This window comes from Emticicia fluvialis (genome assembly GCF_024793945.1).
Classification (GTDB): Bacteria; Bacteroidota; Bacteroidia; order Cytophagales; family Spirosomataceae; genus Emticicia; species Emticicia fluvialis.
This window is the reverse complement of the sequence record NZ_JANUSD010000005.1, coordinates 281882-304913: the sequence shown is the minus strand read 5'-3', so window position 1 is coordinate 304913 and position 23032 is coordinate 281882. Positions and strand designations below refer to the sequence as shown.

The window sequence follows — 23032 nt, the reverse complement described above, 5'->3', positions numbered from 1 at the left end:
CGGTAACCAATGCTTTAAAACTTAGTATCTTTAATTATTTTTGTGGCTTTCAAAATGAGTCCACTTACTTTGCTGGTTTATCTGGCAGAAAGCAAATTAAAAAACATATCTTTTTATGTATAAGGCTATCATTGTTGATGACGAAAACCGAAGTGTTGAAACCCTAAGCAGTATCATTTATCTTTTCTGTTCTACAGAAGTTGAAGTAATAGGTACTGCCAACTCAATACAAGAGGCGTATCAGCTTATTCAGGAAAAATCACCCGATATAGTTTTTTTAGATGTAGAGATGCCGCATGGCAGTGGTTTTGATTTGCTTGAAAAATTCAGTAACCCCAAGTTTGAAGTAATTTTTACAACCGGGTTTGACCACTACGCTGTTACCGCCATTAAATTCAGCGCCTTAGACTACTTACTAAAACCAATTAATATTGAAGAGCTAAAGCAGGCAATAGCCAAAGCAAAAGAACGGATAGAGAAAAGAAACAGCCAGCAGAACTTTAATCATCTGATCCAGAATCTTAGAAACCCCCGCGACAAAACCAATAAAATTCCTTTACCAATACTGAATGGCTTTCAGTTCGTGCCTGTCAATAGTATTATTTATTGCGAAGCCGACGAAGACTATACACATATATACCTGAACGATAATCAGAAAATTACGGTCTCAAAAAGTATTAAGGATTTTGAAGATTTGCTGGCAAATTATGATTTCTTCCGTATCCATCATTCTTTCCTAGTTAACCGCGATTACATCAAACGCTATACAAAAGGAGAAGGCGGCACCATTACTACTGATCAGGGAACCGAACTGCCGGTATCACGCAGGCGTAAAGCTGAGTTCCTGGAGTGGCTAAGCAATATATAATGAAGCTGACACCGAAACTGCCCGGTATTATATTTTTTTATCCGAAAAACCACCAAACGGCTTGCTAAGCAATTCCCTGAACCGGTATTACCAGTTTGGTATTTGATTAAGTGGATATAAATTTGCAAGAAACCTCAACTTTTATATAAAAATATCTTAATCAGACCTGTTTTTTTGTGCCGCCAGATACCCCCAAAAACACAAAATTGTATAAAAGCAAGACACAATATCATTCACGCCACTTATCTATTCTTTTCTGCCATTTACCGAATCGTTGTTGTACCAGTTTCAGCCCCGGTTTAAATTGCCTTATATTTTTAATTTTAAGCTTTCCGTGAAGAATGAGTAAGCTGATTTACAAGACACCGTTCAGTACTGAAGGGTTTAAGGTAGTCCAACAGATGGAAAGCCAAACTGCCGTAGAAAATTTATCCATGAGAGTTGCAGGAAAACGCAACATGGTTAATCTCAGCGATATTTTGTATCTGAAAAGTGCTAAGAATTATACGATATTTAAACTGGCTGATGGTAGAGAAATCATAAGTTCAAAAACTCTGCGAATTTTTGAAGAAGAATTGAATGAGATTGTCAACTTTGTCAGATTACACCGTTCTTACATTATTAACCTTGAACACGTTAAAGACCTATACTTTAATTGTCGTGGTGGGGAAGTATTGATTCAGGACGAAAAAATTGTTATTTCAAGAAGAAAAGCTGCTGATTTCCGGCGAAAATACCGGAAATATCTGAGAACAACAGGGCAAAATGTTTCTTCAACCATCAAATTAAAGACGACTATCAGGATGTCATAGTGAGACATCATAAAGAATATTTTTTACTTTTTGGGTTACGATAATAGGGTGCTGGCTAATCTGGCGCCTTATTTTTTTGTACTATAGGTAACACCGTTGTAAAACTTTTCTTTAAAAAACAGGCTTGCAGGAGAGTACATGAAGATATCTTCAAAAAATTACCGAAGTTTGCCGGTAAATTATAAGATTTACTGCAACAAAATTTGAAATAAAAGCATGGAAAATACCCTGACATTCAACCATGTTAGCTACCTGTGGGACCACAACAAAGCCTCCGAATTAGCCAATAATGAAGTTGACCTCTTCATCTATCGTTCAAACCTGCTCGGAGCCGACCTACGCCTGACCAATTATGCCGGTGGCAACACTTCCTGCAAAATAACCGAAGCCGACCCGCTTTCAGGTGAGCCAGTAGAAGTAATGTGGGTGAAAGGTTCGGGCGGAGACATAGGCACCCTTACCAGAAAAGGCTGTGCCAATTTGTATGTTGACCGCCTGCACACTCTGAAAAAACGTTACAGAGGCCTGGCGTTTGAAGACGAAATGGTGGGCTTGTTTGACCACTGCCTTTTTGACCCCAAATGTGCCGCCCCCTCTATAGATACCCCGCTGCACGGCCTGCTGCCATTTAAACATATAGACCACCTGCACCCCGATGCCCTGATAGCCATTGCGGCCAGCAAAGACGGTGAGCAGATTATGAAAGAAATATGGGGCGATACCATAGCCTGGCTGCCCTGGCAACGCCCTGGCTTTGATTTAGGCCTTCAGCTTGAAGAAACAGTTAAAAGCAATCCGAACCTGAGAGGTGTCATTCTTGGTGGGCATGGCTTGTTTACCTGGGGTAACACATCTTACGAGTCATACCTGAACACGCTTGAGGTTATCGAAATGGCGTCAGTGTATCTGGAGCAGAATTACGGCAAAAAACGCCCCGTGTTTGGTGGCTCCAGAATAGAGTCAAAATCAGCAGAAGACAGAAAAACTGCAGCGGCAGAAATTATGCCAGTGCTAAGAGGGCTGGCATCAAGCTACAGACGCATGGTGGGTCATTTTACTGACGATGCCCGCGTGCTTGAATTTGTGAACTCAAACGACCTCGAAAGACTGGCACAAAAAGGCACAAGCTGCCCCGACCACTTCTTGCGTACCAAAATACGTCCGCTGGTACTAAGCGGAACCACCAAAGAAGCAATAGAAACCCAGTTTGAGGCCTATAGAGCCGACTATACCGCATATTATGAACGTTGCAAACATGCCGACAGCCCCGCTATAAGAGATACCAACCCGGTAGTAATTCTGTATCCGGGGGTTGGTATGTTTTCTTTTGCTAAAGACAAGCAAACCGCACGCGTAGCTGCTGAATTTTATACCAACGCCATAAATGTAATGAAAGGCGCCGAGGCGATATCAGAATACGTGGGCCTTAGCGAACAGGAGGCATTTAACATTGAGTACTGGCTGCTGGAAGAAGCAAAATTACAGCGTATGCCCAAGCCAAAATCATTATCTGGCAAAATAGCCTTTGTAACAGGTGGTACCGGGGGTATTGGCAAAGCCATTTGTGAAGAACTACTGAAGGAAGGCGCCTGTATTATTGCTGCCGACCGTGATTTGCTGGAAGAAACTCAAACCGAACTACGCAAAAAGCATGGCAAAGACGTGGTATTGACAGTTAAAATTGATGTTACGCAGCCAGAACCTATTGCCGAAGCCCTTAAACAGGGTGTATTACAATTTGGCGGGGTAGATATTGTGGTTAACTGCGCCGGTTTGTCTATCTCTAAGCCGTTGGAAGATCATACATTGGCCGACTGGAATATCTTGCAGGATGTGCTGGTGAAAGGCCAGTTCCTTGTATCGCAGGAGTCTGTGAAGATAATGCGCAAACAAGCATTAGATGGAGACATTGTCAACATTGCCAGCAAAAATGCTTTATTTGCCGGGCCAAACAACGTAGGTTATGGCACAGCCAAAGCCGCGCAGGCGCACATGAGCCGCTTATTGGCAGCAGAACTGGGCAAAGATAAAATACGTGTAAACACCGTTAACCCCGATGCCGTGCTACGCGGTAGCAAAATATGGGAAGGCGACTGGGCCGAAGGCCGTGCCAAGGCTTATGGTATTAAAGTAGAAGACCTGCCCAAAATGTATGCAGCACGCACACTTCTGAACGAAGAGATATTGACAGAAGACATAGCCAAAGCCGTACGCGTTTTTGTAGATGGCAGCCTGGCTAAATCGACCGGAAATATTCTGAATGTAGATGGCGGGGTAGCTGTTGCTTTTGTGAGATGATACTAAAGCGGGGGTTCGCTCCCGCATGCTTTAAAATTATTCGGAAAAATGTATAAACTACAACTCAACCCCAATGATAAAACCCCCAAGTACAAACAGATTGTACGGTCGGTCATTGCGGATATTGAGCGAACCGTTTTAAAGAAAAATGAGCAGCTGCCCTCTATCAGCGAACTAAGTGAAGAATACTACCTGGCACGTGACACCGTAGAAAAAGCATACCGCGAATTAAAAGAACTCGGCTATATAACTGCCGTGCAGGGCAAAGGTTTTTACGTAAACGGCAAAGAACACAGCAAGATGCGTATTCTGCTGATATTTAATAAGCTGAGCTCCTACAAAAAGTTGATTTACTATGCTTTTCTGAGAGCATTAGGCAATAAAGCCACCGTTGACCTGCAGATACATCATTACAACACCCGCATTTTTGAAGAAATAATAGAAAAGAACCTGGGCAAATACAACTATTACGTGGTAATGCCGCATTTCTTTCCGGAGACCGACAAAGCGCTGGCTTTAAAAACCCTTGAAAAAATACCTGCCGATGAACTCGTATTTTTAGACAAAGACCTTCCGGAATACCCACACCCGATATTAAGTGTGTATCAGGACTTCGAAAACGATGTTTTTGATGCGCTAGACTCTGCCAACGATTTGCTGGCCAAATATGAACGTCTGGTTCTGGTTTTCCCGAGTGACGGTAATTACCCCAGAGAAATTGTCAAGGGTTTTCGTTTCTTCTGTATCAACTCCGGCAAAGAATTCAGCATTAAAGAAAATGCCATCGACGAAATTCCCAAACCTAAAACGGCTTATGTGGTGGTTGAGGAAACCGACCTGGCCGACTTAATCAAGAAAACCAGGCAGACCAACTATCAACTAGGCCAGGACATCGGCCTTGTTTCGTTCAACGATACCACACTGAAAGAGTTGTTGGAAATAACCGTAATAACTACCGATTTTGAAACCATGGGGCGTACGGCCGCAGCCCTGCTCCTTGATAAAAAGCAGATTAAAGTAAAAAATCCGTTTTATATTATCAGACGCCAAAGCCTTTAATCAGATTCAACCTAAAATCTATAAAAAATGCTTACCACAGATATTATTCAAAAACATAATCAAACCCTAGCAGCAGACCACCAGTTTAAACTGACCTACATCTCAGAGCTGCTTAGCAGAAAAGGTATTGACCCACAAGAGATCATTGATAAAATCAAGGCTTTTCAGGTAGCTATCCCCAGCTGGGCTTTAGGTACAGGCGGAACCCGCTTCGGGCGCTTTCCGAATGGTGGAGAACCCCGGAATCTGGAAGAAAAAATTGAAGATGTTGGGCTTATTCATCAACTGAACGGCTCATCAGATTCTATATCATTACATATACCCTGGGATATCCCCTCTGATGCTCAGGCTATCAAACAACTACTAAAGGCGCATCACCTGACCATCGACTCTGTTAATTCCAATACTTTTCAAGACCAGAAAGACCAGCCTTATTCTTATAAATTCGGCTCTTTGTCGCACACCAAAACAGACAGCCAAAGCCTGGCCATAGAACATAATATTGCCTGTATTGAATACGGTAAACAACTGGACTCAAAGGTACTTACGGTCTGGCTGGCCGATGGCTCCAATTTTCCGGGGCAACAGCATTTCCGCCGGGCTTATCAACGCACTGCTAGTGCCCTTTCAACTATTTATGAAGCTATGCCTGCTGACTGGACCATGCTGATTGAGTATAAACCTTACGAACCGTTTTTTTACTCAATGGTAATACCAGACTGGGGTACCTCCTATTCGCTTTGCCAGCAAATCGGTAAAAACGCTCAGGTACTGGTAGATTTGGGGCATCACCTGCCCAATACCAATATTGAACAGATTGTAGGCCGATTAATGCATTTCGGGCGCCTGGGTGGTTTTCATTTCAATGGGTCCATGTATGGCGATGACGACCTTACCACAGGCAGCATTAAGCCGTATCAGTTCTTCCTGATTTTCAATGAACTGGTAGATGGTATGCAGGATGAAGCAATAAAAAATCCTCCGCTGGCCTGGATGATTGATGCCAGTCATAACACCAAAGACCCCATAGAAGACCTTCTGCAATCGGTCAACGCCATTCTGGCTACTTATGCCAAAGCCTTGCTGGTAGACAGAGTGGCACTGGCAGACGCCCAGGAAAACAATGATGTGCTACGTGCAGAAGAAATACTGAGAGATACTTTCTTTACAGACGTAAGGGCTTTGGTTTCTGAAGCAAGCCGCCAGTTGGGTGGTGCGCTCGACCCGGTTGGCACTTTCAGAAATGGTAAGATTCGCGAAGGTCTAATCTCAAAAAGAGGCAAATTCAGCGTAGCTACCGGTTTGTAAAATTTCTCATTTAACATTTTAATAGAAAATACTCACCAAGTCTTGTCTTTCTTTACAAAACTTGGTGTTATTTTGCATGGTATCATTATTCATTAATTGCACCCGACTATTTAGAATGAAAAAAATCCTGACATTAACTTTATTTTGTTTGTTTTCTTTTGCGGCTTCATCGCAACAAATTGACCCAAAAGAATGGAAGCAACTCTTTAACGGAAAAAACCTTGACGGCTGGCATGTGAAAATCCGTAACTACGACCTGGATGACAACTTTGCCAAGACATTCAGAGTGGAAGACGGGCTTTTGAAAGTTCGTTATGACGGCTACGATTCTTTTGCCGAGAAGTTCGGCCATATATTTTATAAAGACAAATACGCTTATTACAGAATAGGTGTTGAGTATCGTTTCGTTGGTGACCAGGCAAAAGACGGCCCTGGCTGGGCAACCCGTAACAGTGGAATTATGATACATGGCCAGGCTCCTGAAACCATGGGAAAAGACCAGGACTTCCCGATTTCTATTGAAGTTCAGCTATTAGGCGGATTAGGAAAAGGCAACCGCACCACTTGTAACCTTTGCACACCGGGTACCAATGTTTTTTATCAGGACAAACTCGATAAACGCCATTGCATCAACTCCACTTCGAAAACTTATGATGGCGACCAATGGGTACGTGCAGAAGTTCTGGTTCTGGGCGATTCGTTGATTCGTCATTTTATCAACGGAGAGCAGGTGTTAGAATATACCAAAACCCAAACAGGCGGTGGAAATGTGAGTGGCCATAACCCGGGCCTTCTGGTTGAAGGCAAACCACTGGCAGAAGGTACCATCTCACTACAAAGCGAGAGCCACCCGGTTGACTTCCGCAAGGTAGAAATACTAAATCTTTGTGGTTGTACAGACCCTAAGGCCAGCAATTATAAATCTTATTATGTAAAGTCTGATAACAAATCTTGTGTATATAAGAAAAAACGCAAGAAATAAGGTGCATCAGTGAGGAAGCAATGAAAGTAGCCCTGTTTATTCCGTGTTATGTCGACCAGTTCTATCCGAATGTAGGTATTAATACTCTGCAATTATTAGAAAAACTGGGCGTAAATGTGCATTACCCCATGCAGCAAACCTGTTGTGGCCAACCCATGGCCAATAGTGGATGCGAGCAGGACTCTAAAGAAGTTTATCATCATTTTGTAAACACCTTTGCAGACTACGACTACGTAGTTACGCCCTCAGGAAGTTGTACGTATCATGTAAGGAAACATTATGACATTATTGACCAGACTACCTCAGTACAGAAAGTAAGAAAAAGTGTATTTGAACTGGTAGATTTTCTGGAAAACATATTGAAAGTAGACGAAATACCGGTTGATTTTCCACATAAGGTTGGTTTGCACCTCAGTTGCCACGGCCAAAGGGGTTTAAGGCAAGCCAATGCTTCTGAAATTACCGGAAACCGGGACGGACAAATTCTTACCCTGCTTAAGAAACTACGTGGTATTGAAATTACCCAACTGGAACGTAACGACGAATGTTGTGGTTTCGGGGGTGCTTTCTGTGTGTCGGAAGAGGCCGTATCAGCCCGAATGGGACACGACAGAATTGCCGACCACGTACGACACGGCACGCAGGTACTGACCGGTGGAGATATGTCTTGCCTGATGCATCTGGAAGGCATAGTAAAACGCCAGCAAATACCTATAAAAGTAATGCATATTGCAGAAATACTGAACGGAAGCCAACCATGAACCACCCTGCATTAGCTGAAAAATTCAATAAAGATTTTAATAGAACCTCCTGGCATGACGAGACCCTCTGGTTTGTGCGTCAGAAAAGAGACAAGGCCATCTATCCTATTCCTGAATTTCAGGAGTTACGACAACTGGCGTCGCAAATCAAAGACCATACACTTGGGAATCTGGATAAATATCTGGTTGAGTTTGAAGAAAACGCACTCAAAAATGGCGTGCATGTACATTGGGCTGCCGATGCCCATGAACATAACGAAATCGTGCTTGGCATCATAAAAAATGCGCTCGCGGTAAAAGAAAAGACAGGCCCGGTAAAGATGGTAAAAAGTAAGTCAATGCTTACGGAAGAATGCCATTTGAATCCTTTCCTGCAAAAAAATGGAATTGAGGTAGTAGATACAGACCTGGGCGAACGCATTGTGCAGTTCAGAAATGAGCCTCCCAGCCATATAGTTATGCCCGCTATACACCTGAAAAAAGAAGATGTAGGTGAGACTTTCCACGAACATCTGGGAACCCCCAAAGGCGAAAAAGACCCACAGGCATTAACCGAAGCTGCCCGCCAGCACCTACGCCAGAAATTTGTAGAGGCTGATATTGCCCTTACGGGTGTAAACTTTGCTATTGCCGAAACCGGCAGCGTGGTTGTTTGTACAAACGAAGGCAATGCCGATTTAGGTGTAAATCTGGCTAAAGTACATATTGCCTGTATGGGCATGGAAAAACTGATTCCTAAAGTAGAGCATTTATCGGTATTTACCCGTTTACTGGCACGCAGTGCCACCGGCCAGCCGGTTACCACCTATACATCGCATTTTACGGCGCCTCCGCAGGGCAAAGAGATGCACATTGTAATAGTAGACAACGGCCGGACCCAGCAATTAGGTCGCGCTGATTTCCGTAACTCCTTGAAATGTATCCGCTGTGGCGCCTGCATGAACACCTGCCCGGTTTACCGTCGTAGTGGAGGACATAGTTATGACTTTACTGTGCCGGGGCCTATCGGAGCCATTTTATCACCGAATATTGACCTACATAAATACAGCACCCTGCCTTTTGCCAGCACGCTTTGCGGCTCTTGTTCTGATGTGTGCCCTGTGAAGATAGACATCCACGTGCAGTTGTATAAATGGCGCCAGGTAGTGGCTAAAGAAAATGAGCTACCCACTGCTAAAAAATGGGGAATGAAAGGCCTGGCAAAAATGCTGGCCATGCCAAAGGTTTATGACCTGGGCGGTAAGCTGGCCAGAGGCGCTTTGCGTGTATTGCCGCATGGGCTCACACACGCCGAAAGCCTTAACCCTTGGGCTAAGGCACGCGAGCTGCCGGATGCTCCCAAACATAGCTTTAAGGAGTGGTATAGCAAAAACAAGAAGTAATGACCATGAGTAGCCGAGATAAAATTTTAGCTAGTGTAAAAGCCAACAAGCCAGCATTTACGGATGCCCCGGTAATACCTGCCTTTGAGGCCGATGGAAGCATAGAGCGCTTTAAAACTGTTTTGGCAGGCATTGGCGGCCTTGCCATAGAAGCAAGCCATAAGACAGACTGCCAGGAGATAATAAATACGCATTATTCAGACCTTAAAAACGTGGCTTCAAGGCTTGTAAGCAGCTCTGTAACGATTGATGCCTATACCACTAAAGAGGTATTAGAGCGCGTTGATCTGGCCGTTATAGAGGGCGAAGTTGGCGTGGCAGAAAACGGGGCTATCTGGGTGCCTGAGGCAAACATGATAAACCGTGCCTTACCATTCATAACGCAGCATCTGGTGCTTGTGCTTAATAAGCAAAACGTAGTGGCCAATATGCACGAAGCCTATAAAAAGCTAGGCTCGATAGGCAATTACGGCGCATTCATTGCTGGCCCTTCTAAAACGGCTGATATTGAGCAGGCGTTGGTGATTGGTGCGCATGGCGCCAGAAGTATGATGGTGATTTTATATTAAAACCGAATATTTTAGATATGAAAAGAGAGAGACTCGCCAAAGGGTCTCTCTCTTTTGGTATCATGTAGGTTAGAAAACCCATCCGATATTCTAACAATAGTTTTGTTAGGAAGACTGTCATCCACCCAGTATCGTATAAACCATTAATCTTTCGGCTTGGCTTTGGTTTTATCAATTATTGCTTGAGCCGAACTTACCGCCGATATACCAAAGAAACCCACTGCCTTTTTTGTTGAGTTTGAACGATAGTTAATAATATTGGTTGGCAGATTAGACAACGGCGTAGCAAAAAGCCCTCCGTTAGACGAAACCTGCTGAACAGTCTGCAGATAATAAAACTGCTCCTGAGTAATAGAATAAATATCAACCGTCAGGGTGTCTTTATCAGAATACAACTCTCCCCCCAGCGACTGCCGCACAGGTAAAATAAACAGCAATCCGTCTGTTTTGGAACCAGGGCTAAAACCACCATCGTACGACACACTAATTTGTGTAGACTTAGAAAAGTACTTATGGTTTTTAGCCGATTTTATCCAGTAGCAATCTCCTTCGCCGTCAAAATCTCTGGCATAAAACTGAGGCTGAAATCCATCCTGCGGGCCGTTGTCAGGTTTAATCGGGAAACGCTCTACCTTATAGTTTATCGAATCTATTTTAGGCACACGGTTCAGTTTAGATAACGAAACGTATTCTTCTCCCTGATATTTAATATATAAAGCATATTGCTTGCCAATTTTATTCAGGGGTTTTTGTGAAGCATCGTAAACATAATTACCATTGTTTTTTATGTCAATAAACTCATGGGCAACACTATCCTGGTCATAAACAATTACCGTTGCCCCAAGTGCAGGCTTAACTGGTGAGTTATCAAAATATGCCTGAGACAACGTCAGCTTTATGGTCTGCATTTCGGCTTTATTAGTAACCAGGGCATCAACTGCCAGCTGCGATACGCCTTCCTGTACTTCAAGATTTACTACGTCTTCGCAAGAAAAAAGCGAGAACGATGCAAAGGCAAAAGAAACAATTACAAATATCTTCTTCATTGGTTTTTTCATTTTCAGTGTCGGATTTATCAGAATTTAAAATTGTAAGTTACTGCCGGAATCACCGTTCCGAAAACGGCATAACGTACAGCTTCTGTCTGGGTCTGGTTGTTTTCGTTCTGACGAACAAACACCGAGAACGGATTTCGACGATTATAAACATTATAAACAGAGAACACCCACTCGCTAGTGCCTTTCTTAAAGAAAGCGTGTTTGTTTTGGCGGGTAGCCGAAATATCAAGCCGGTGAGAGGCCGGAATCCGGTACGAATTGCGGCTGTCGTAATAGTTATGCGGCAGTGCTATGTCTTGCCAAACAAACTTGTTGGTCGGGAAACTGGCCGGCGTACCGGTACTGAAGGTAAAATTGGTTGAAAACGACCATCTACTGTTCAGGTCATAAATACCCACAATGGCCAGATTATGCAATTTATCAATTCTGCTCGGGAACCAGGCATCCTGATTTAAACCCGGAATCTTCCTTTCTGTTCTTGCCAGTGTATAGCTAATCCATCCGTTTAATTTGCCTCTGGTTTTTTTAGCATAAAACTCGGCACCATAGGCTCTTCCATCGCCAAATAATAAATCTGCCTCTACACTGGGGTTCAGCAATAAGTCGGCATTGCGCACATAATCTATCTGGTTATATAGTTTTTTGTAATATACCTCTACCGATGCTTCATACATATTGTCGGCCAGGTTCTGAAAATAACCCAATGCCACCTGATCGGCAATTTGCGGTTTAATATTGTTGCTGCTCGGTGTCCAAACGTCCAGCGGCGAAGAAGCAGTGGTGTTTGACAGCAAGTGCAGATACTGTACCAGGCGGTTATAACTCAGTTTAATTGAATTGTTTTCTCCTAAACTGAAGTTAGCTGCAAAGCGGGGCTCAAAGTTGCCGTATTTCTGTATAGATTCGCCGCGGCTATAGGTTTTGCTGCTTACCACCGGGCGGCGTTCGCCGGGGGCAGGCGCCTGCCCCAGTTCAACAGCGGTGCCTTTACCTATGTAATTATATAACGAATATCTGAGCCCGTACTGGAATGAAATTTTTGAATTGACTTTTTGTTCATTACCCACATACAACGCCGATTCGGTGGCAAATTTATCGTCCAGACCAATAGCCCTTTCAACACCTCCTGAGATGGCTACTGCCTGCCCCGGATTGAATGAATAATAAGTCAGCTGCCCACCGAAAGTAATGGTATTGTTGGCATTGGGGTAATAAGTAAAATCAGGCTTGATACTGTAGGTAATAATATTTGATTTCCAGCGGAAAGCATCCTGAGTATTTTTCTTTTTCAGGTCAGACTGCAGCGAGTAGTCGTAGTTACTGTAAAATACGGTATTGTTCAGGAACAACTTATTATTGAATATGTGATTCCACCTGAAACTGGTGGTGGCATTGCCCCAGTTGAAGCCAAAGTCGGCCCCGAAAGTATCTCTGCCAAAATAGCCAGATAGAAAAATGGTGTTCTTGTCGTTCAGCCGCACATTACCTTTAGCCGTGAAATCGTAGAAATAGAAGCGGGAACCCTTCAAATCATCTTTCAGAAAAGGCTTGGCCAGAATATCAATATAAGAGCGGCGAAGAGCCACTATAAATGACCCTTTATCTTTAAAAAGCGGACGCTCATAGGTAAATCTTGAAAATATACTGCCTATCCCGCCTGAAAACTGCGGTTTTTTGGCATTTCCCTCTTTCATTCTAACATCAAGAATTGATGAAACCCTGCCTCCGTATTGTGCAGGTATCCCTCCCTTAATTAATTTAACATCTTTTACGGCATCAGGGTTAAATACAGAAAAGAACCCAAACAAGTGCGACGAGTTATATACGGGAGCCTCATCAAGCAAAACCAGATTCTGGTCAATACCCCCGCCACGCACATTAAAGCCTGAGGTACCTTCGCCCACAGAAGTTACACCGGGCAGATATTGAATGCTTTTAATGATGTCTACCTCGCCCAGTAAAGCCGGCATTTTCTGGATAGTCTTGATATCCACTTTATTGACCGACATCTCAAGACTTTTAACGTTTTCGTCGGCTTTTTTGGTGGTAACAACCACCTCTTGCAGCACTTTCGAATCATCTTTCATTTCAATATCCAGTTTCAAATCCTGGGTTTCCAGATCAATGGCTCTGGTTATTTTTTCATAGCCCACATAGGTAAGTATCATGTTATACTTTCCTTTGGGCAGTGTTAAAGAATAAAAACCATAGGCATTGGTTTGGGTACCAGATTTTATTTCCTGAACATATACTGAAACACCAATAAGGCCTTCGCCGTTTGAGGCATCTTTTATATAGCCGCTAATAGTGAATTTCTCCTGGGCATGTAGGTTGGCAAAATAAAACAAACTCAAAACAAATAAGAGTATTTTTTTCATAAATTGGATTTTTTCAAGCAATTACCGTTAGTAGTAAATGATTTACGCAAAAATTATAAAACAAAACTAAGTTGGCTGCAAAGCTATTAACGACGGCACACCTTAGAAAGTTTTAATTGATAAACCAGAAGTTTTCAATGATGAACGTATAATCTTTTGTCGTAGAAGCACTTAACAGCCAATATCCGGCTAACCAAAACCACAACTAATAAAATAGTTATAAAAATTTGTTGTTTACATTTTTTAATTCTACATTTGTAGAACATTCTCTAAAATTGTAGAACATGAAGCTATCGCCAGCCGAAGAAACACTGATGCACCATTTATGGACGGCCCAAAAAGCCTTTATGAAAGATTTGCTTGAGGCTTATCCGGAGCCTAAACCTGCTGCCACCACTATTGCAACCCTCTTGAAACGGATGGCAGAAAAAGGCTTTGTTGCCTACAAAGAATATGGAAATTCGAGAGAATATTATCCATTAATTAGTAAAAATCAATATTTCACCCAGCATGTAAATGTCTTAATCAAGACATTCTTTAACAACTCTGCCTCTCAGTTTGCTTCGTTTTTTACAACAGAAACCAATCTATCCGGCAAGGAATTAGACGAACTGAAAGCCATTATCGAAAAAGAAATTCAAAAAAAGAAAGAACAATGATACTCTATCTTTTTAAATCTACCATGTGCCTGGCCATACTGTGGGGCATTTACAAATTATTATTAGAGGCCGAGAAAATTCACCGGTTTAACAGGTTTTATTTGCTGGCCAGTCTGGTTTTTGCAATTATTGCGCCGCTCGTAAACATCGAGATTGCCCCTTCAGCTGAAAGTAAAATAGCAGCAATATCCAGAACCTTAGATGCCCGGCCATCTATTCTAAATACTATTAAACCTGTGCAGGAAATCTCAGCGCAACAGGATACTTCATGGACAAAATACGTCATTTTACTAAGCTGCCTGATTTCTGCCTTTCTGCTGACCCGGTTTATTTATAATTTATTTTGTATTTACCAAAAGGTACAGAAAAACGAAAGCATCAGTTACCAGGGTGCAACATTAATATTACTGGAAGAAAACATTCTCCCCTATACGTTTCTTAATTTTATATTTCTCAGCAAAGTACATTATGTAAATGCCAATATCGAACCCGAATTACTCAGCCACGAACTGGCGCATGTGCGGCAGAAGCATTCTTTTGATGTACTAGTTGTAGAAATACTCCGCGCTGTATGCTGGTTTAACCCTATGCTATACCTTTTCAAGCAGGCCATTCAGTTAAACCATGAGTTTCTGGCAGACGAGGCAGTTAATAGCCTTCACAATAATATTACATCTTATCAGTACTTATTGCTCAGCAAAGCCACTCAGGCCACAGGCAAATCTTTAACAAGCAACTTAAACTTTCAAATAACTAAAAAACGTTTTCTTATGATGACCAAAATCACATCAGCTGCAACTGCTTTTATTAAAAAAGCTATTTGCGCTCCACTATTCATTGCGTTGGCCATTTGCCTTGCCAACATTCAATTGACAGCCCAAAAACCAGCAAATTTAAAGCTTAGCCCACCACCAATTGAAATTAGCCTGAAACCCTATTTGCTTACCAAAGATGATGTCAATTATCAGAACGCAACTATTTTAATCCTCCAGAAAAAAAAGTTTCCGCTACGCAAAAAACCCAGCGAACTAACAGAAGAAGAGAAAAAAATGCCAATGAAAGTTCTGTATTTTGAAAAAGAAGTACCAACTACAGCGCAAATGAAAAAATGGGAAGACTCTAAAATGTATGGCGTTTGGCTAAACAATAAGAGAATTGCCAATAGCCAACTATCAAAATATAAGGCCAGCGACATCGCCAATTACTTTACTAGCAAACTAGCCAAAAACGCCATTAATTATGGCAAGCATTATTACCAGATAAATCTGATGACAAACGATTACTACGAGAACGTTTACCTGAAAGAAGTGAAAGAGTCACCTATGTTAATTATAGATTTACCTGTAAAAAAGGAAGGCAATTAAGTATCGCCTCTTTTGAGCCACTTTTTGGTTGGCAAAGGCTTAAAGTTTTCCATTTGTTGCAGTAAATCGTCGATATCGTCAGACACCAGCAGCAAGCTTCGGTTTTCCTGTTTCAGGAATCCTTCTTCTACCATTACATCAATCTGCTTCAGCAGGTGATCATAAAACCCATTGACATTTAATATGCCGATGGGTTTTTCATGCAAACCCAGTTGCGCCCAGGTTAATATCTCAAATAGTTCGTCAAAGGTACCAAAACCGCCGGGTATGGCCATAATCCCATCGGTCAGCTTTTCCATCAACGCTTTGCGCTCATGCATTGATTCAACCGTGTGCAACTCCGTTAAACCCTTATGCCCTACCTCCATTCTTATCAGAAAATCAGGAATCACACCAATTACATATCCACCCGCTTCCAGCATGGTGTCTGCCACTACACCCATCAGGCCTACACTACCACCACCATAAACCAACCTGATGTTTTTTTTAACTAATATACTACCCAAAGCACGGGCCTTTTCTTTGTATATGGGTTTATTTCCCTCGTTTGCGCCGCAATAAACTAAAATGCTTTTCATTGATTTTGAAGAAATACTTTTACGATGCGTAAAGCTAATAAAAAATAAAACCCAACAAGTTGTTGGGCTTATTTGTTCGCTAAATTTGTCAGGAAAAAAAATCTTTGATTTTCAATGGCTTTTCTTGCTTGTGTCATGTACGTATATACATAAATTTTGATTACAATTTTAGCGAAACTTTGTGCAATATATAGATTTAATAGTAATAATGCAAGATTTTTTTCAGAATAGGCTACCCTGAACACTCTGCGGCCTCAGTCTGGGTTCCTGTATACGTAAATTACCCAAATCATTGAGTTTTTTTATCCAGTAAAGCGCCAGTTCGGGTGCAAAAGAGTTATTGTGGCAGTGTATGAAAACATAAATGTTTTTCAACCCCAGGTTAATCCAGCCAACTATTCTTTCGCACCAGGCATCTGCTCTTGTATAATCGGTGGGGTGTAAATCATTTCCCATAAAACGAAGCATCAGATGGTTAGTAGTAAGGGTCATGTGTAGTACGTCTCTTCTGCCGGCCACATCTGAAATGACCGTCCCTACACCCAATGAATGCAGCATGGCGCAGGTTTCTTGCCAGATACCCGCATCGGCAAACCATTGCTCATGCCGTAACTCTACCGAAACAGGCAATTCAGGAGGTAAAGACTTAAGATATTTTTCCAGGTTTTTTAGCTGACCCGGTTGGTATGCCGGCGAGAGCTGCAGGAATACCCTGCCAAGGCAATTGCCCAAAGACAGCACGGCCTCACAAAACTGTGCTGTGGGTTCGGCAGCACCTATAAGTTTTCTTTCATGACTGATACTCTGATGAAACTTCGGAAAAAACTTAAATCCGTCTGGGCAACTGTCTTTCCATTCACGCATGGTTTTTACATCTGGCATTTTGTAGAGCGACTGATTCAATTCTATACAATTAAATTGCCGGGCATAATAATACAGAAACTCATTATCTTTTGCGTTTTGTGGATACAACTTACCTTTCCAGGTCTTGTCTGCCCAAATGGGCAGGCCAATACAAACCTGTAATGGCATTGCGTTGTCTCTTGCCGATATCACATTTGTTGTTAACGGATTATCGTCAGGCAGCGTAAAATCAACGTCTGACAAATCCTCTAGCTTTCCGAAAGTCATCTTAAAACTGTTTGTTTTAATGTAATAAAATGTGCACCCCCAAAATATACAATAGCCGTTGGCAATTATCATTAAAATTCAACTACAAAATTACCATTCATCATTCGGTTGGCATGTTCAATCATTTAAACATTATTTTTTGAAACTTTTAAGGCCTAATTTTGTAAGTACATCAGTAAATAAATTCAGGATATTCCAACCAATTGGTACAAAAAGTAATCTTATAAATAAAAACCCTTTTCTGTCCAGACTGTTTGGATAAAAACTTACCCTTTTCATGCACCGCGAATATGATTTAGTGCAGGCTTGTATTCGGCAAGAACGAGTGGCGCAGCGACAACTCTATGAGATGTTTGCGTCTAAGTTACTTGTTACTGCTATGCGGTACATGAAAAATAAGCCCGATGCCGAAGACGTATTGCAGGATTCGTTCATGAAAATTTATCAGAAGCTGCCTACTTTTCGGTTCGATTGCCCTCTTGAGGCCTGGTTAAGAAAAATTGTGGTTAATACTGCTCTGAAAGAATTGCAGAATCAACCCAACTGGATGCAGCATACAGACAGTGAACTGGTGAGCGACAAAATTGAAGACAGCGATTTTACGCTTTCGAACTTTCAGTTTTCTCAGCTGATGGAAATGGTAAACAGCCTGCCTGACGGTTGCAGAACCATCTTTAACCTATATGCTATTGAAGGGTATCAGCATAATGAAATTGCCGCCCTGCTGGGTATATCAGAGGGGACCTCAAAGTCTCAGTATTCAAGAGCCAGGAGTTTATTGCAACTGAAACTTGGAGCAGGCACCAAAAAGACAGATAGTAAAGCTCCTGTCAGTAAAATTTAACTGTAAACACTTACAACACGGACACGATAGTTACGTGATATAAAAAAATGAAAGTTGAAGAACAAAACAATTTTGAAGAAGAATGGAGAAAAGCGTTTGAAAACGCCGCAATGACTCCTTCTGAGGAATTGTGGGGACGCATTGAGTCGGAGCTGGATAAGAAGAAGAAGCGTCCGTTTTTATTTTTCCTTAAACCGTCACTAATGGCTACAGGGCTGGCAGCCGCATTAGCTTTAGTGTTGGGAGGTATTCTATTCTTTAATGAGACCCCCAAAGCTGATATAGCCCAAAGTAACGATAGAATTGTAAAAGACCAAAATGCCTCTGAAACCATGCCGGAAAACCGGCTTGGCGTATCACCTACTGGCAAAGCCACCACGAATAATCCATCATTAATAGCCACAAAAGAAAGTAAAACAAGCGGAACAGGGACTCCTGATTTAAAAAATTCCAGAATTACAATTGCTGCTAATAGTAATATAGCGGCAAGTAAACGACCAGAGACTTCTGTTGCAGTTAATTTACTTCCAACGGACGGCGCTGGCAAATCGGGCATTGCCGGATTAGCCCGTAACACTAACGAAAACTCAGTAGCAGTTACCGCAGAACCACTATTGGCCAGCGCCCATAATTTGGGTAGTCTTGAAAAGCTGGACAGCAAAAAGTATAGCTATTTTGGCAGCAGGTATACCATGAAGAGAAATAAACTGGCTTTTGATGCTGAAACCGATGAAGAATCACCAAATACTGCTCTGGCTGCCAATGAATCAAAGTTCTGGGTTGGGCTGCAATCAGGGGTTGCGCCTTTTGATCCAAACATGAAACTGGGTAATTTGAATTCAATGGCTTATAGTGCAGCAAGCGACTATGCCCAGTTGACCAACGCCAGCAATTCTCCGAGCGATAAAGGATCTTTGTCTGTTTCAAGACCCCGGAATGATGTAAAAAACGGCGTGGCCATTAACAGTGGTATAGCCTTTGGCGTCAGGGTTTCTAAAAAATGGCATATAGAAAGTGGTGTCAGGTATTTAAGAGGAAACTCAACCCTTGAGACCAATACTTATGCGTTTCAGAATAACGGATATGTAAATACTTTTCTGGGCAATTATTTGTTGCAAAATTCGGCGCAGAACTATTCTCAGGTTAAAAACAGCAATACTGTTGTGGCCGATGCCTCTCAGTTTGGCAACAGATATGAATACCTGATGATACCCATGCAAATGGCCTATGAAGTTGGGCTTACCAAAAAAATGAGCCTTAACCTGCTTGCCGGGTTTTCGACAGACATCTTTTTGCAGAACAGTATTTTTACAGACAAAGGGCTGGTAAGAGGGAAAAACACTATTAATAGCGAAAATAACATTTATAAACCTGTTAATTTCAGCGGGCTGGGTGGTGTAAGAGCCAGCTATATGCTTAACAGACACTGGCAGGCTAATATTGGCACGTCGTATCAGAGAGCGCTGTTTTCGGGCATGACCAGCGCCGTTAATATCAATATGCAAATGCAGATGTTTGGCATCAACTATGGCTTTAATTACAGATTTTAAACTAAGGCCGGAACACCCCTTGCGTTCGGCCTTAGTTGAGTTTATTCTTACGCATATACTCCAGGTATCTGATAATTTCTTCTGCTTCTTTCGGTTTTATTCCTAAATTAGGCATTTTAACATCATTGCGATAGGCCTCCGGATTCTGAATAAAAGCTTTCAGGTCTTCGATTTTCCAGTATTCGGTCACATTTTTCGGAAAATTCAGCTCAGGCCCCATTTTACCGCCTATTTTGTTTATGCTGTGGCAGGTCTGGCAACGGTTCTTGAACAGCTCATACCCGGCCATAGCCAATTCTGACCTGGGTACAAGAACGGCATCGTTTTCATGCAATGGCGCCAGATGAATCTTTACCAGATTATAAGGCCATTTGTAATTTACGTCATCGCCCGCTACGCCCTCATAAATTACATAAAAGGGGGCTATTTTTATTTCTCTTCCTTTTTCTTCCAGCGGCTCCCATTCTTTGTCTTCAGGCGCGTCTGCATCGCTCACTGCCAGATACGCCTTTGACGCCAATAGTTTTTCAAGAGACATTTCAGGTTTGTATCCGTCTTCGCATTCAAAGACAACCTTTGTTTCTGCTGCATTTTGTTTTTTTGCCGACGAATACTTCTCTAATATATCTTTGAGCGCTATTGCGTTATACCTTTTTTTCTTCATATAAACCGGGTCTTTGCTTAGTGTAATCAGCCGGGTATTTTCAAGAAGGCCTTTTTCTTTAAGCTCTACCAAATCAACAGAAATCGAGTCTGTTGAGCTCAGCAAAACCGGTTCAGGCTTAGCTACCTGCAGGGAGTCGGCACCGGAAGAGGGAGATTGATTGCAGGAAAGATAAATAACAGGTATTGACAGAAACAGTAGAACCTTTTTCATTGGCCGCATAATGGTTGGTATTGTGGTTTAAAATTACCCCAAATTAATGGGGGCTTAAAATCTAATCCGACTTTTTTTTGAACGATTCCACTTTAATGAATCGTTCACGGTATCCCACAAAAATCAACTATTAAAACCGGGCAGGTATTCTTTATAGAAAATGCCTTTAGAATTTTCCGGCGCCTATTTCTACGGCTTTTCCGTTTTCAAGTCTGATCACCTTATCTACACAGGCCGGAATCTCGTCTGTATAATGTGTTACGTAAATAAGGGTTTTATCAAGCTCCTGTACCAGTTCATTCACCATGTCGCGGAAATCCACCATGTGATTATAATCAAGGCCCTGGCAGGGTTCGTCCAGCAATAATAACGATGGGTTTTTAACCAGGGCTCTGGCCAGAAATACCTGACGCTGCTCGCCTGATGAAAGCTGCGTTATCTTCCTTTTTGCCAGGTGTTGAATATGAAGCAACGCCATGTATTCTTCTACCACGGTTTGTTCTTCGGGGCTTAACTTTTTAAATAGGCCTGCCGAATCAAACAACCCTGAAGCTACTGCTTTCCAGACTTCGGCATGGCGGTTAAAATACAGATGCAGCTCTGGCGAAACGTAGCCTATTCGTTTCTTGATATCCCAGATACTCTCTCCTGACCCACGTTTTATGTCAAACAAATCATAATCGTTCTGGTATCCTTGCGGATTATCAGCCGTAATCAGGCTAAGCAAAGTGCTTTTACCTGAGCCGTTATGGCCCATTAAAGCCCATTTGTCGCCCTTTTTTACTTTCCAGCTTACATTATCTACAACGTTTTTTTCTTTATAGACAACTGTAATGTTGCGCATATTCACTGCGTATTCAAAGTTACTTTCGGGCGGGTGCTGTTTGAGCTTTTCCAACATGGCAGGGTACAATAGCTGGCCAGAGCCTTTGCCCGCATCCTGAAAAACGAAAGGCCTTTTTTGCGAACGCACTATTGTGCCTTCGTTCAATTCAAGCAGATGGGTTATGCAATCGGGTATTTCTTTGGCAGAACTAACCAGAATTAGCTGAATGCCCGTTTGCGCTATCTGGTTCAGTACCTCATGTAGTATTTTACGGCTTTCAATATCCATCCCTACAAATGGGTTATCTAAAACCAGGTACTGCGGTTTTTTTAATAACGCTAATACAATAAGCGTTCTGCGGGTTTCACCATTTGACAACGTAGCAATGCTACGGTTGAGCAGATGGTTGATATTTAAAAGGCTGGCTGTATGAATTATTTCTTCCTGGGTAAACTCAGGCGGGGGTAATTGTACCGACGCCTCGTCGACGGTTCCTACCGGCTTGATTCTGTTCTGGAGAATCTCCATTACCGTTGGAGCAATTTCAGCATCTATTGAGTTAAATCTTTGCTGATAATAAAGTGTAGCCGACTGCACAATGCGGTTAAAGCTATAATCTCTGGCCACAAAGGCAATGTTAGAATAGTGTGGTATAACTGCACGGCCTGTGAAGGGGAAAATCTTTCCGGCCAGCACTTCCAGCAAGGTGCTTTTACCGGCGCCGTTTCCGCCTGTAATTACCCAGTTTTCATTTGCTGCCACCCGCCAGCTGATATCATGCAAGACCATCCGGTCTCCTTTCTGTATAAATATTTTATCTAGTTCAATCATTTTGCAAGTGTCAGTCTGTATTCACGAGGGCTCTTACCCTTCAGTTGTTTAAACGTTTTATTAAAATGAGAAATATTATTGAAGCCGACTTCAAAGCAGATATCCGCAATAGAATAATTTTGAATCAGCAACCTGCAGGCCTGATTAACCCTGTATTCGTTTACGAAGTCAGTATAGGTAATATGCGTAATTTTCTTAAAATACCTGCAAAATGAAGGCACAGTAAGGCTGATTAAATCGGCAACGGCTTGTATATCAATGGGCTGTTGGTAGTTATGCTCAACAAATTCATAAACCTTGTTAATCCGGTCTTCATCTTTATGGCTGAAGTCGAACGAGAGATCAGATGAATTAAGCAAAGAATACTCGGTAGTAGTGGCCAATACCTGAAAAATGTTCAATAGCTCAACCAGCCTGTCAAAATGAGATAAATGGAGCATTCGTTGTAGTTTGGCAGCTACCTGCTTCTGAGCTTTGCCATAAAACGAGAGTCCCTGACGGGCTCTCTCAAACAAAACCTTTATCTGTTGCATTTCGGGGGTTTCCATAAATCGTTCACCCAGAAAGTCAGCCCTTAGTTGCACTACAATTTCTTCATGCTGCCCTATTACACCATAGCCAAAGCCAGTATGCGGTAAGTTAGGCCCAATGAATACAAGTTCTCCCTCCTCGTAGTTGGTAAGGTGGTTCCCGATATGCAGTTTTCCTGAACCCTTACGGACAAAGACTATTTCATATTCGGGATGATAATGCCAGAAAAAGCGGTCGTTTTGTGATTTCCAATGAATGAAACGGAAAGAACTGCCCGTATCAGGAGAGATTTTCTCGTATTCAACTTTCATACTTTATTATCATTATAAGTAAAACAAAATTATATAATATGTTAATAAAGTACAA

At 42.2% G+C, this 23032-nt stretch carries 20 protein-coding genes; 13 read left to right on the top strand and 7 right to left on the bottom strand.

The genetic code is table 11. The annotated features are described in order from the left end of the window. Positions 1-115 precede the first annotated feature (115 nt). The 9 genes from NZ848_RS08255 (at position 116) to NZ848_RS08215 (ending at position 10039) form a co-directional block, all read left to right on the top strand. A complete protein-coding gene (locus NZ848_RS08255; RefSeq protein WP_101724721.1) occupies positions 116-868 on the top strand; it encodes a LytR/AlgR family response regulator transcription factor in 753 nt (250 codons plus the stop codon). Positions 869-1209: 341 nt separating this feature from the next. After that, positions 1210-1680 carry a LytR/AlgR family response regulator transcription factor gene (locus NZ848_RS08250; RefSeq protein ID WP_253531291.1) on the top strand — a complete coding sequence of 157 codons (471 nt, stop codon included), beginning with the start codon at positions 1210-1212 and terminating at the stop codon, positions 1678-1680. A 216-nt stretch (positions 1681-1896) separates the two neighbouring features. After that, positions 1897-3978, top strand: a complete 2082-nt coding sequence (locus NZ848_RS08245; protein ID WP_259015092.1) for a bifunctional aldolase/short-chain dehydrogenase — start codon at positions 1897-1899, stop codon at positions 3976-3978. A 48-nt stretch (positions 3979-4026) separates the two neighbouring features. Then, positions 4027-5037, top strand: coding sequence for a GntR family transcriptional regulator (locus NZ848_RS08240; protein ID WP_259015091.1), 1011 nt, complete (start codon positions 4027-4029; stop codon positions 5035-5037). Positions 5038-5064: 27 nt separating this feature from the next. Next, positions 5065-6345, top strand: a complete 1281-nt coding sequence (locus NZ848_RS08235) for a TIM barrel protein (protein WP_259015090.1) — start codon at positions 5065-5067, stop codon at positions 6343-6345. A 115-nt stretch (positions 6346-6460) separates the two neighbouring features. Further along, positions 6461-7327, top strand: coding sequence for a 3-keto-disaccharide hydrolase (locus NZ848_RS08230; protein ID WP_253531302.1), 867 nt, complete (start codon positions 6461-6463; stop codon positions 7325-7327). Between the two features lie 20 nt (positions 7328-7347). Beyond that, the gene (locus NZ848_RS08225) at positions 7348-8088 is read left to right on the top strand and encodes a (Fe-S)-binding protein (protein ID WP_253531305.1); all 741 of its coding nucleotides are present in this window, start codon (positions 7348-7350) and stop codon (positions 8086-8088) included. Beyond that, a complete protein-coding gene (locus tag NZ848_RS08220) occupies positions 8085-9470 on the top strand; it encodes a lactate utilization protein B (RefSeq protein WP_259015089.1) in 1386 nt (461 codons plus the stop codon). Before NZ848_RS08225 ends, NZ848_RS08220 begins: the two co-directional genes overlap by 4 nt. A 5-nt stretch (positions 9471-9475) precedes the next feature. Continuing rightward, a complete protein-coding gene (locus tag NZ848_RS08215; protein ID WP_259015088.1) occupies positions 9476-10039 on the top strand; it encodes a LutC/YkgG family protein in 564 nt (187 codons plus the stop codon). A 143-nt stretch (positions 10040-10182) separates the two neighbouring features. On the opposite strand, the gene NZ848_RS08210 is transcribed toward NZ848_RS08215, so the two are convergent. Together NZ848_RS08210 and NZ848_RS08205 are read right to left on the bottom strand one after the other, a co-directional pair. Further along, positions 10183-11085 carry a DUF4249 domain-containing protein gene (locus tag NZ848_RS08210; RefSeq protein WP_259015087.1) on the bottom strand — a complete coding sequence of 301 codons (903 nt, stop codon included), beginning with the start codon at positions 11083-11085 and terminating at the stop codon, positions 10183-10185. Positions 11086-11114: 29 nt separating this feature from the next. Beyond that, positions 11115-13475, bottom strand: coding sequence for a TonB-dependent receptor (locus tag NZ848_RS08205; protein WP_253531316.1), 2361 nt, complete (start codon positions 13473-13475; stop codon positions 11115-11117). A gap of 284 nt (positions 13476-13759) precedes the next feature. Between NZ848_RS08205 and NZ848_RS08200 the strand changes: the two genes are divergently transcribed. After that, positions 13760-14134: a BlaI/MecI/CopY family transcriptional regulator gene (locus NZ848_RS08200; RefSeq protein ID WP_259015086.1), complete on the top strand. Its 375-nt coding sequence runs from the start codon at positions 13760-13762 to the stop codon at positions 14132-14134. Beyond that, positions 14131-15498 (top strand): M56 family metallopeptidase, encoded by a 1368-nt coding sequence (locus NZ848_RS08195; RefSeq protein WP_259015085.1) that lies wholly within the window; start codon positions 14131-14133, stop codon positions 15496-15498. Before NZ848_RS08200 ends, NZ848_RS08195 begins: the two co-directional genes overlap by 4 nt. Here NZ848_RS08195 and NZ848_RS08190 read toward each other — a convergent pair. Both NZ848_RS08190 and NZ848_RS08185 read right to left on the bottom strand, forming a co-directional pair. After that, on the bottom strand, positions 15495-16076 hold the full coding sequence (locus NZ848_RS08190) for an LOG family protein (protein WP_253531325.1): 582 nt from the start codon (positions 16074-16076) through the stop codon (positions 15495-15497). The genes NZ848_RS08195 and NZ848_RS08190 overlap by 4 nt on opposite strands. 222 nt (positions 16077-16298) lie before the next feature. Then, positions 16299-17207, bottom strand: coding sequence for a DUF72 domain-containing protein (locus NZ848_RS08185; protein WP_259015084.1), 909 nt, complete (start codon positions 17205-17207; stop codon positions 16299-16301). A 277-nt stretch (positions 17208-17484) separates the two neighbouring features. On the opposite strand from NZ848_RS08185, the gene NZ848_RS08180 reads away from it, so the two are divergent. Both NZ848_RS08180 and NZ848_RS08175 read left to right on the top strand, forming a co-directional pair. Next, a complete protein-coding gene (locus NZ848_RS08180) occupies positions 17485-18051 on the top strand; it encodes an RNA polymerase sigma factor (RefSeq protein WP_101724736.1) in 567 nt (188 codons plus the stop codon). A gap of 47 nt (positions 18052-18098) precedes the next feature. Next, positions 18099-19601 carry a hypothetical protein gene (locus NZ848_RS08175; RefSeq protein WP_259015083.1) on the top strand — a complete coding sequence of 501 codons (1503 nt, stop codon included), beginning with the start codon at positions 18099-18101 and terminating at the stop codon, positions 19599-19601. A 31-nt stretch (positions 19602-19632) separates the two neighbouring features. On the opposite strand, the gene NZ848_RS08170 is transcribed toward NZ848_RS08175, so the two are convergent. The 3 genes from NZ848_RS08170 to NZ848_RS08160 all read right to left on the bottom strand — a co-directional run bounded on the left by NZ848_RS08170 (position 19633) and on the right by NZ848_RS08160 (position 22977). Continuing rightward, positions 19633-20478 carry a c-type cytochrome gene (locus tag NZ848_RS08170; protein WP_253531343.1) on the bottom strand — a complete coding sequence of 282 codons (846 nt, stop codon included), beginning with the start codon at positions 20476-20478 and terminating at the stop codon, positions 19633-19635. Positions 20479-20644: 166 nt separating this feature from the next. Next, positions 20645-22135 carry an ATP-binding cassette domain-containing protein gene (locus NZ848_RS08165; protein ID WP_259015082.1) on the bottom strand — a complete coding sequence of 497 codons (1491 nt, stop codon included), beginning with the start codon at positions 22133-22135 and terminating at the stop codon, positions 20645-20647. Then, entirely contained in the window at positions 22132-22977 is an 846-nt protein-coding gene (locus tag NZ848_RS08160) for an AraC family transcriptional regulator (RefSeq protein ID WP_259015081.1), read from the bottom strand. The genes NZ848_RS08165 and NZ848_RS08160 overlap by 4 nt, the downstream gene beginning before the upstream one ends. Positions 22978-23032 lie beyond the last annotated feature (55 nt).

Excerpts from the sequence above, each read along its gene's own strand:
- NZ848_RS08255 (WP_101724721.1), top strand. The coding sequence starts at position 116 with ATGTATAAGGCTATCATTGTTGATGACGAAAACCGAAGTGTTGAAACC.
- NZ848_RS08250 (WP_253531291.1), top strand. The coding sequence starts at position 1,210 with ATGAGTAAGCTGATTTACAAGACACCGTTCAGTACTGAAGGGTTTAAG.
- NZ848_RS08245 (WP_259015092.1), top strand. The coding sequence starts at position 1,897 with ATGGAAAATACCCTGACATTCAACCATGTTAGCTACCTGTGGGACCAC.
- NZ848_RS08240 (WP_259015091.1), top strand. The coding sequence starts at position 4,027 with ATGTATAAACTACAACTCAACCCCAATGATAAAACCCCCAAGTACAAA.
- NZ848_RS08235 (WP_259015090.1), top strand. The coding sequence starts at position 5,065 with ATGCTTACCACAGATATTATTCAAAAACATAATCAAACCCTAGCAGCA.
- NZ848_RS08230 (WP_253531302.1), top strand. The coding sequence starts at position 6,461 with ATGAAAAAAATCCTGACATTAACTTTATTTTGTTTGTTTTCTTTTGCG.
- NZ848_RS08225 (WP_253531305.1), top strand. The coding sequence starts at position 7,348 with ATGAAAGTAGCCCTGTTTATTCCGTGTTATGTCGACCAGTTCTATCCG.
- NZ848_RS08220 (WP_259015089.1), top strand. The coding sequence starts at position 8,085 with ATGAACCACCCTGCATTAGCTGAAAAATTCAATAAAGATTTTAATAGA.
- NZ848_RS08215 (WP_259015088.1), top strand. The coding sequence starts at position 9,476 with ATGAGTAGCCGAGATAAAATTTTAGCTAGTGTAAAAGCCAACAAGCCA.
- NZ848_RS08210 (WP_259015087.1), bottom strand. The coding sequence starts at position 11,085 with ATGAAGAAGATATTTGTAATTGTTTCTTTTGCCTTTGCATCGTTCTCG.
- NZ848_RS08205 (WP_253531316.1), bottom strand. The coding sequence starts at position 13,475 with ATGAAAAAAATACTCTTATTTGTTTTGAGTTTGTTTTATTTTGCCAAC.
- NZ848_RS08200 (WP_259015086.1), top strand. The coding sequence starts at position 13,760 with ATGAAGCTATCGCCAGCCGAAGAAACACTGATGCACCATTTATGGACG.
- NZ848_RS08195 (WP_259015085.1), top strand. The coding sequence starts at position 14,131 with ATGATACTCTATCTTTTTAAATCTACCATGTGCCTGGCCATACTGTGG.
- NZ848_RS08190 (WP_253531325.1), bottom strand. The coding sequence starts at position 16,076 with ATGAAAAGCATTTTAGTTTATTGCGGCGCAAACGAGGGAAATAAACCC.
- NZ848_RS08185 (WP_259015084.1), bottom strand. The coding sequence starts at position 17,207 with ATGACTTTCGGAAAGCTAGAGGATTTGTCAGACGTTGATTTTACGCTG.
- NZ848_RS08180 (WP_101724736.1), top strand. The coding sequence starts at position 17,485 with ATGCACCGCGAATATGATTTAGTGCAGGCTTGTATTCGGCAAGAACGA.
- NZ848_RS08175 (WP_259015083.1), top strand. The coding sequence starts at position 18,099 with ATGAAAGTTGAAGAACAAAACAATTTTGAAGAAGAATGGAGAAAAGCG.
- NZ848_RS08170 (WP_253531343.1), bottom strand. The coding sequence starts at position 20,478 with ATGAAAAAGGTTCTACTGTTTCTGTCAATACCTGTTATTTATCTTTCC.
- NZ848_RS08165 (WP_259015082.1), bottom strand. The coding sequence starts at position 22,135 with ATGATTGAACTAGATAAAATATTTATACAGAAAGGAGACCGGATGGTC.
- NZ848_RS08160 (WP_259015081.1), bottom strand. The coding sequence starts at position 22,977 with ATGAAAGTTGAATACGAGAAAATCTCTCCTGATACGGGCAGTTCTTTC.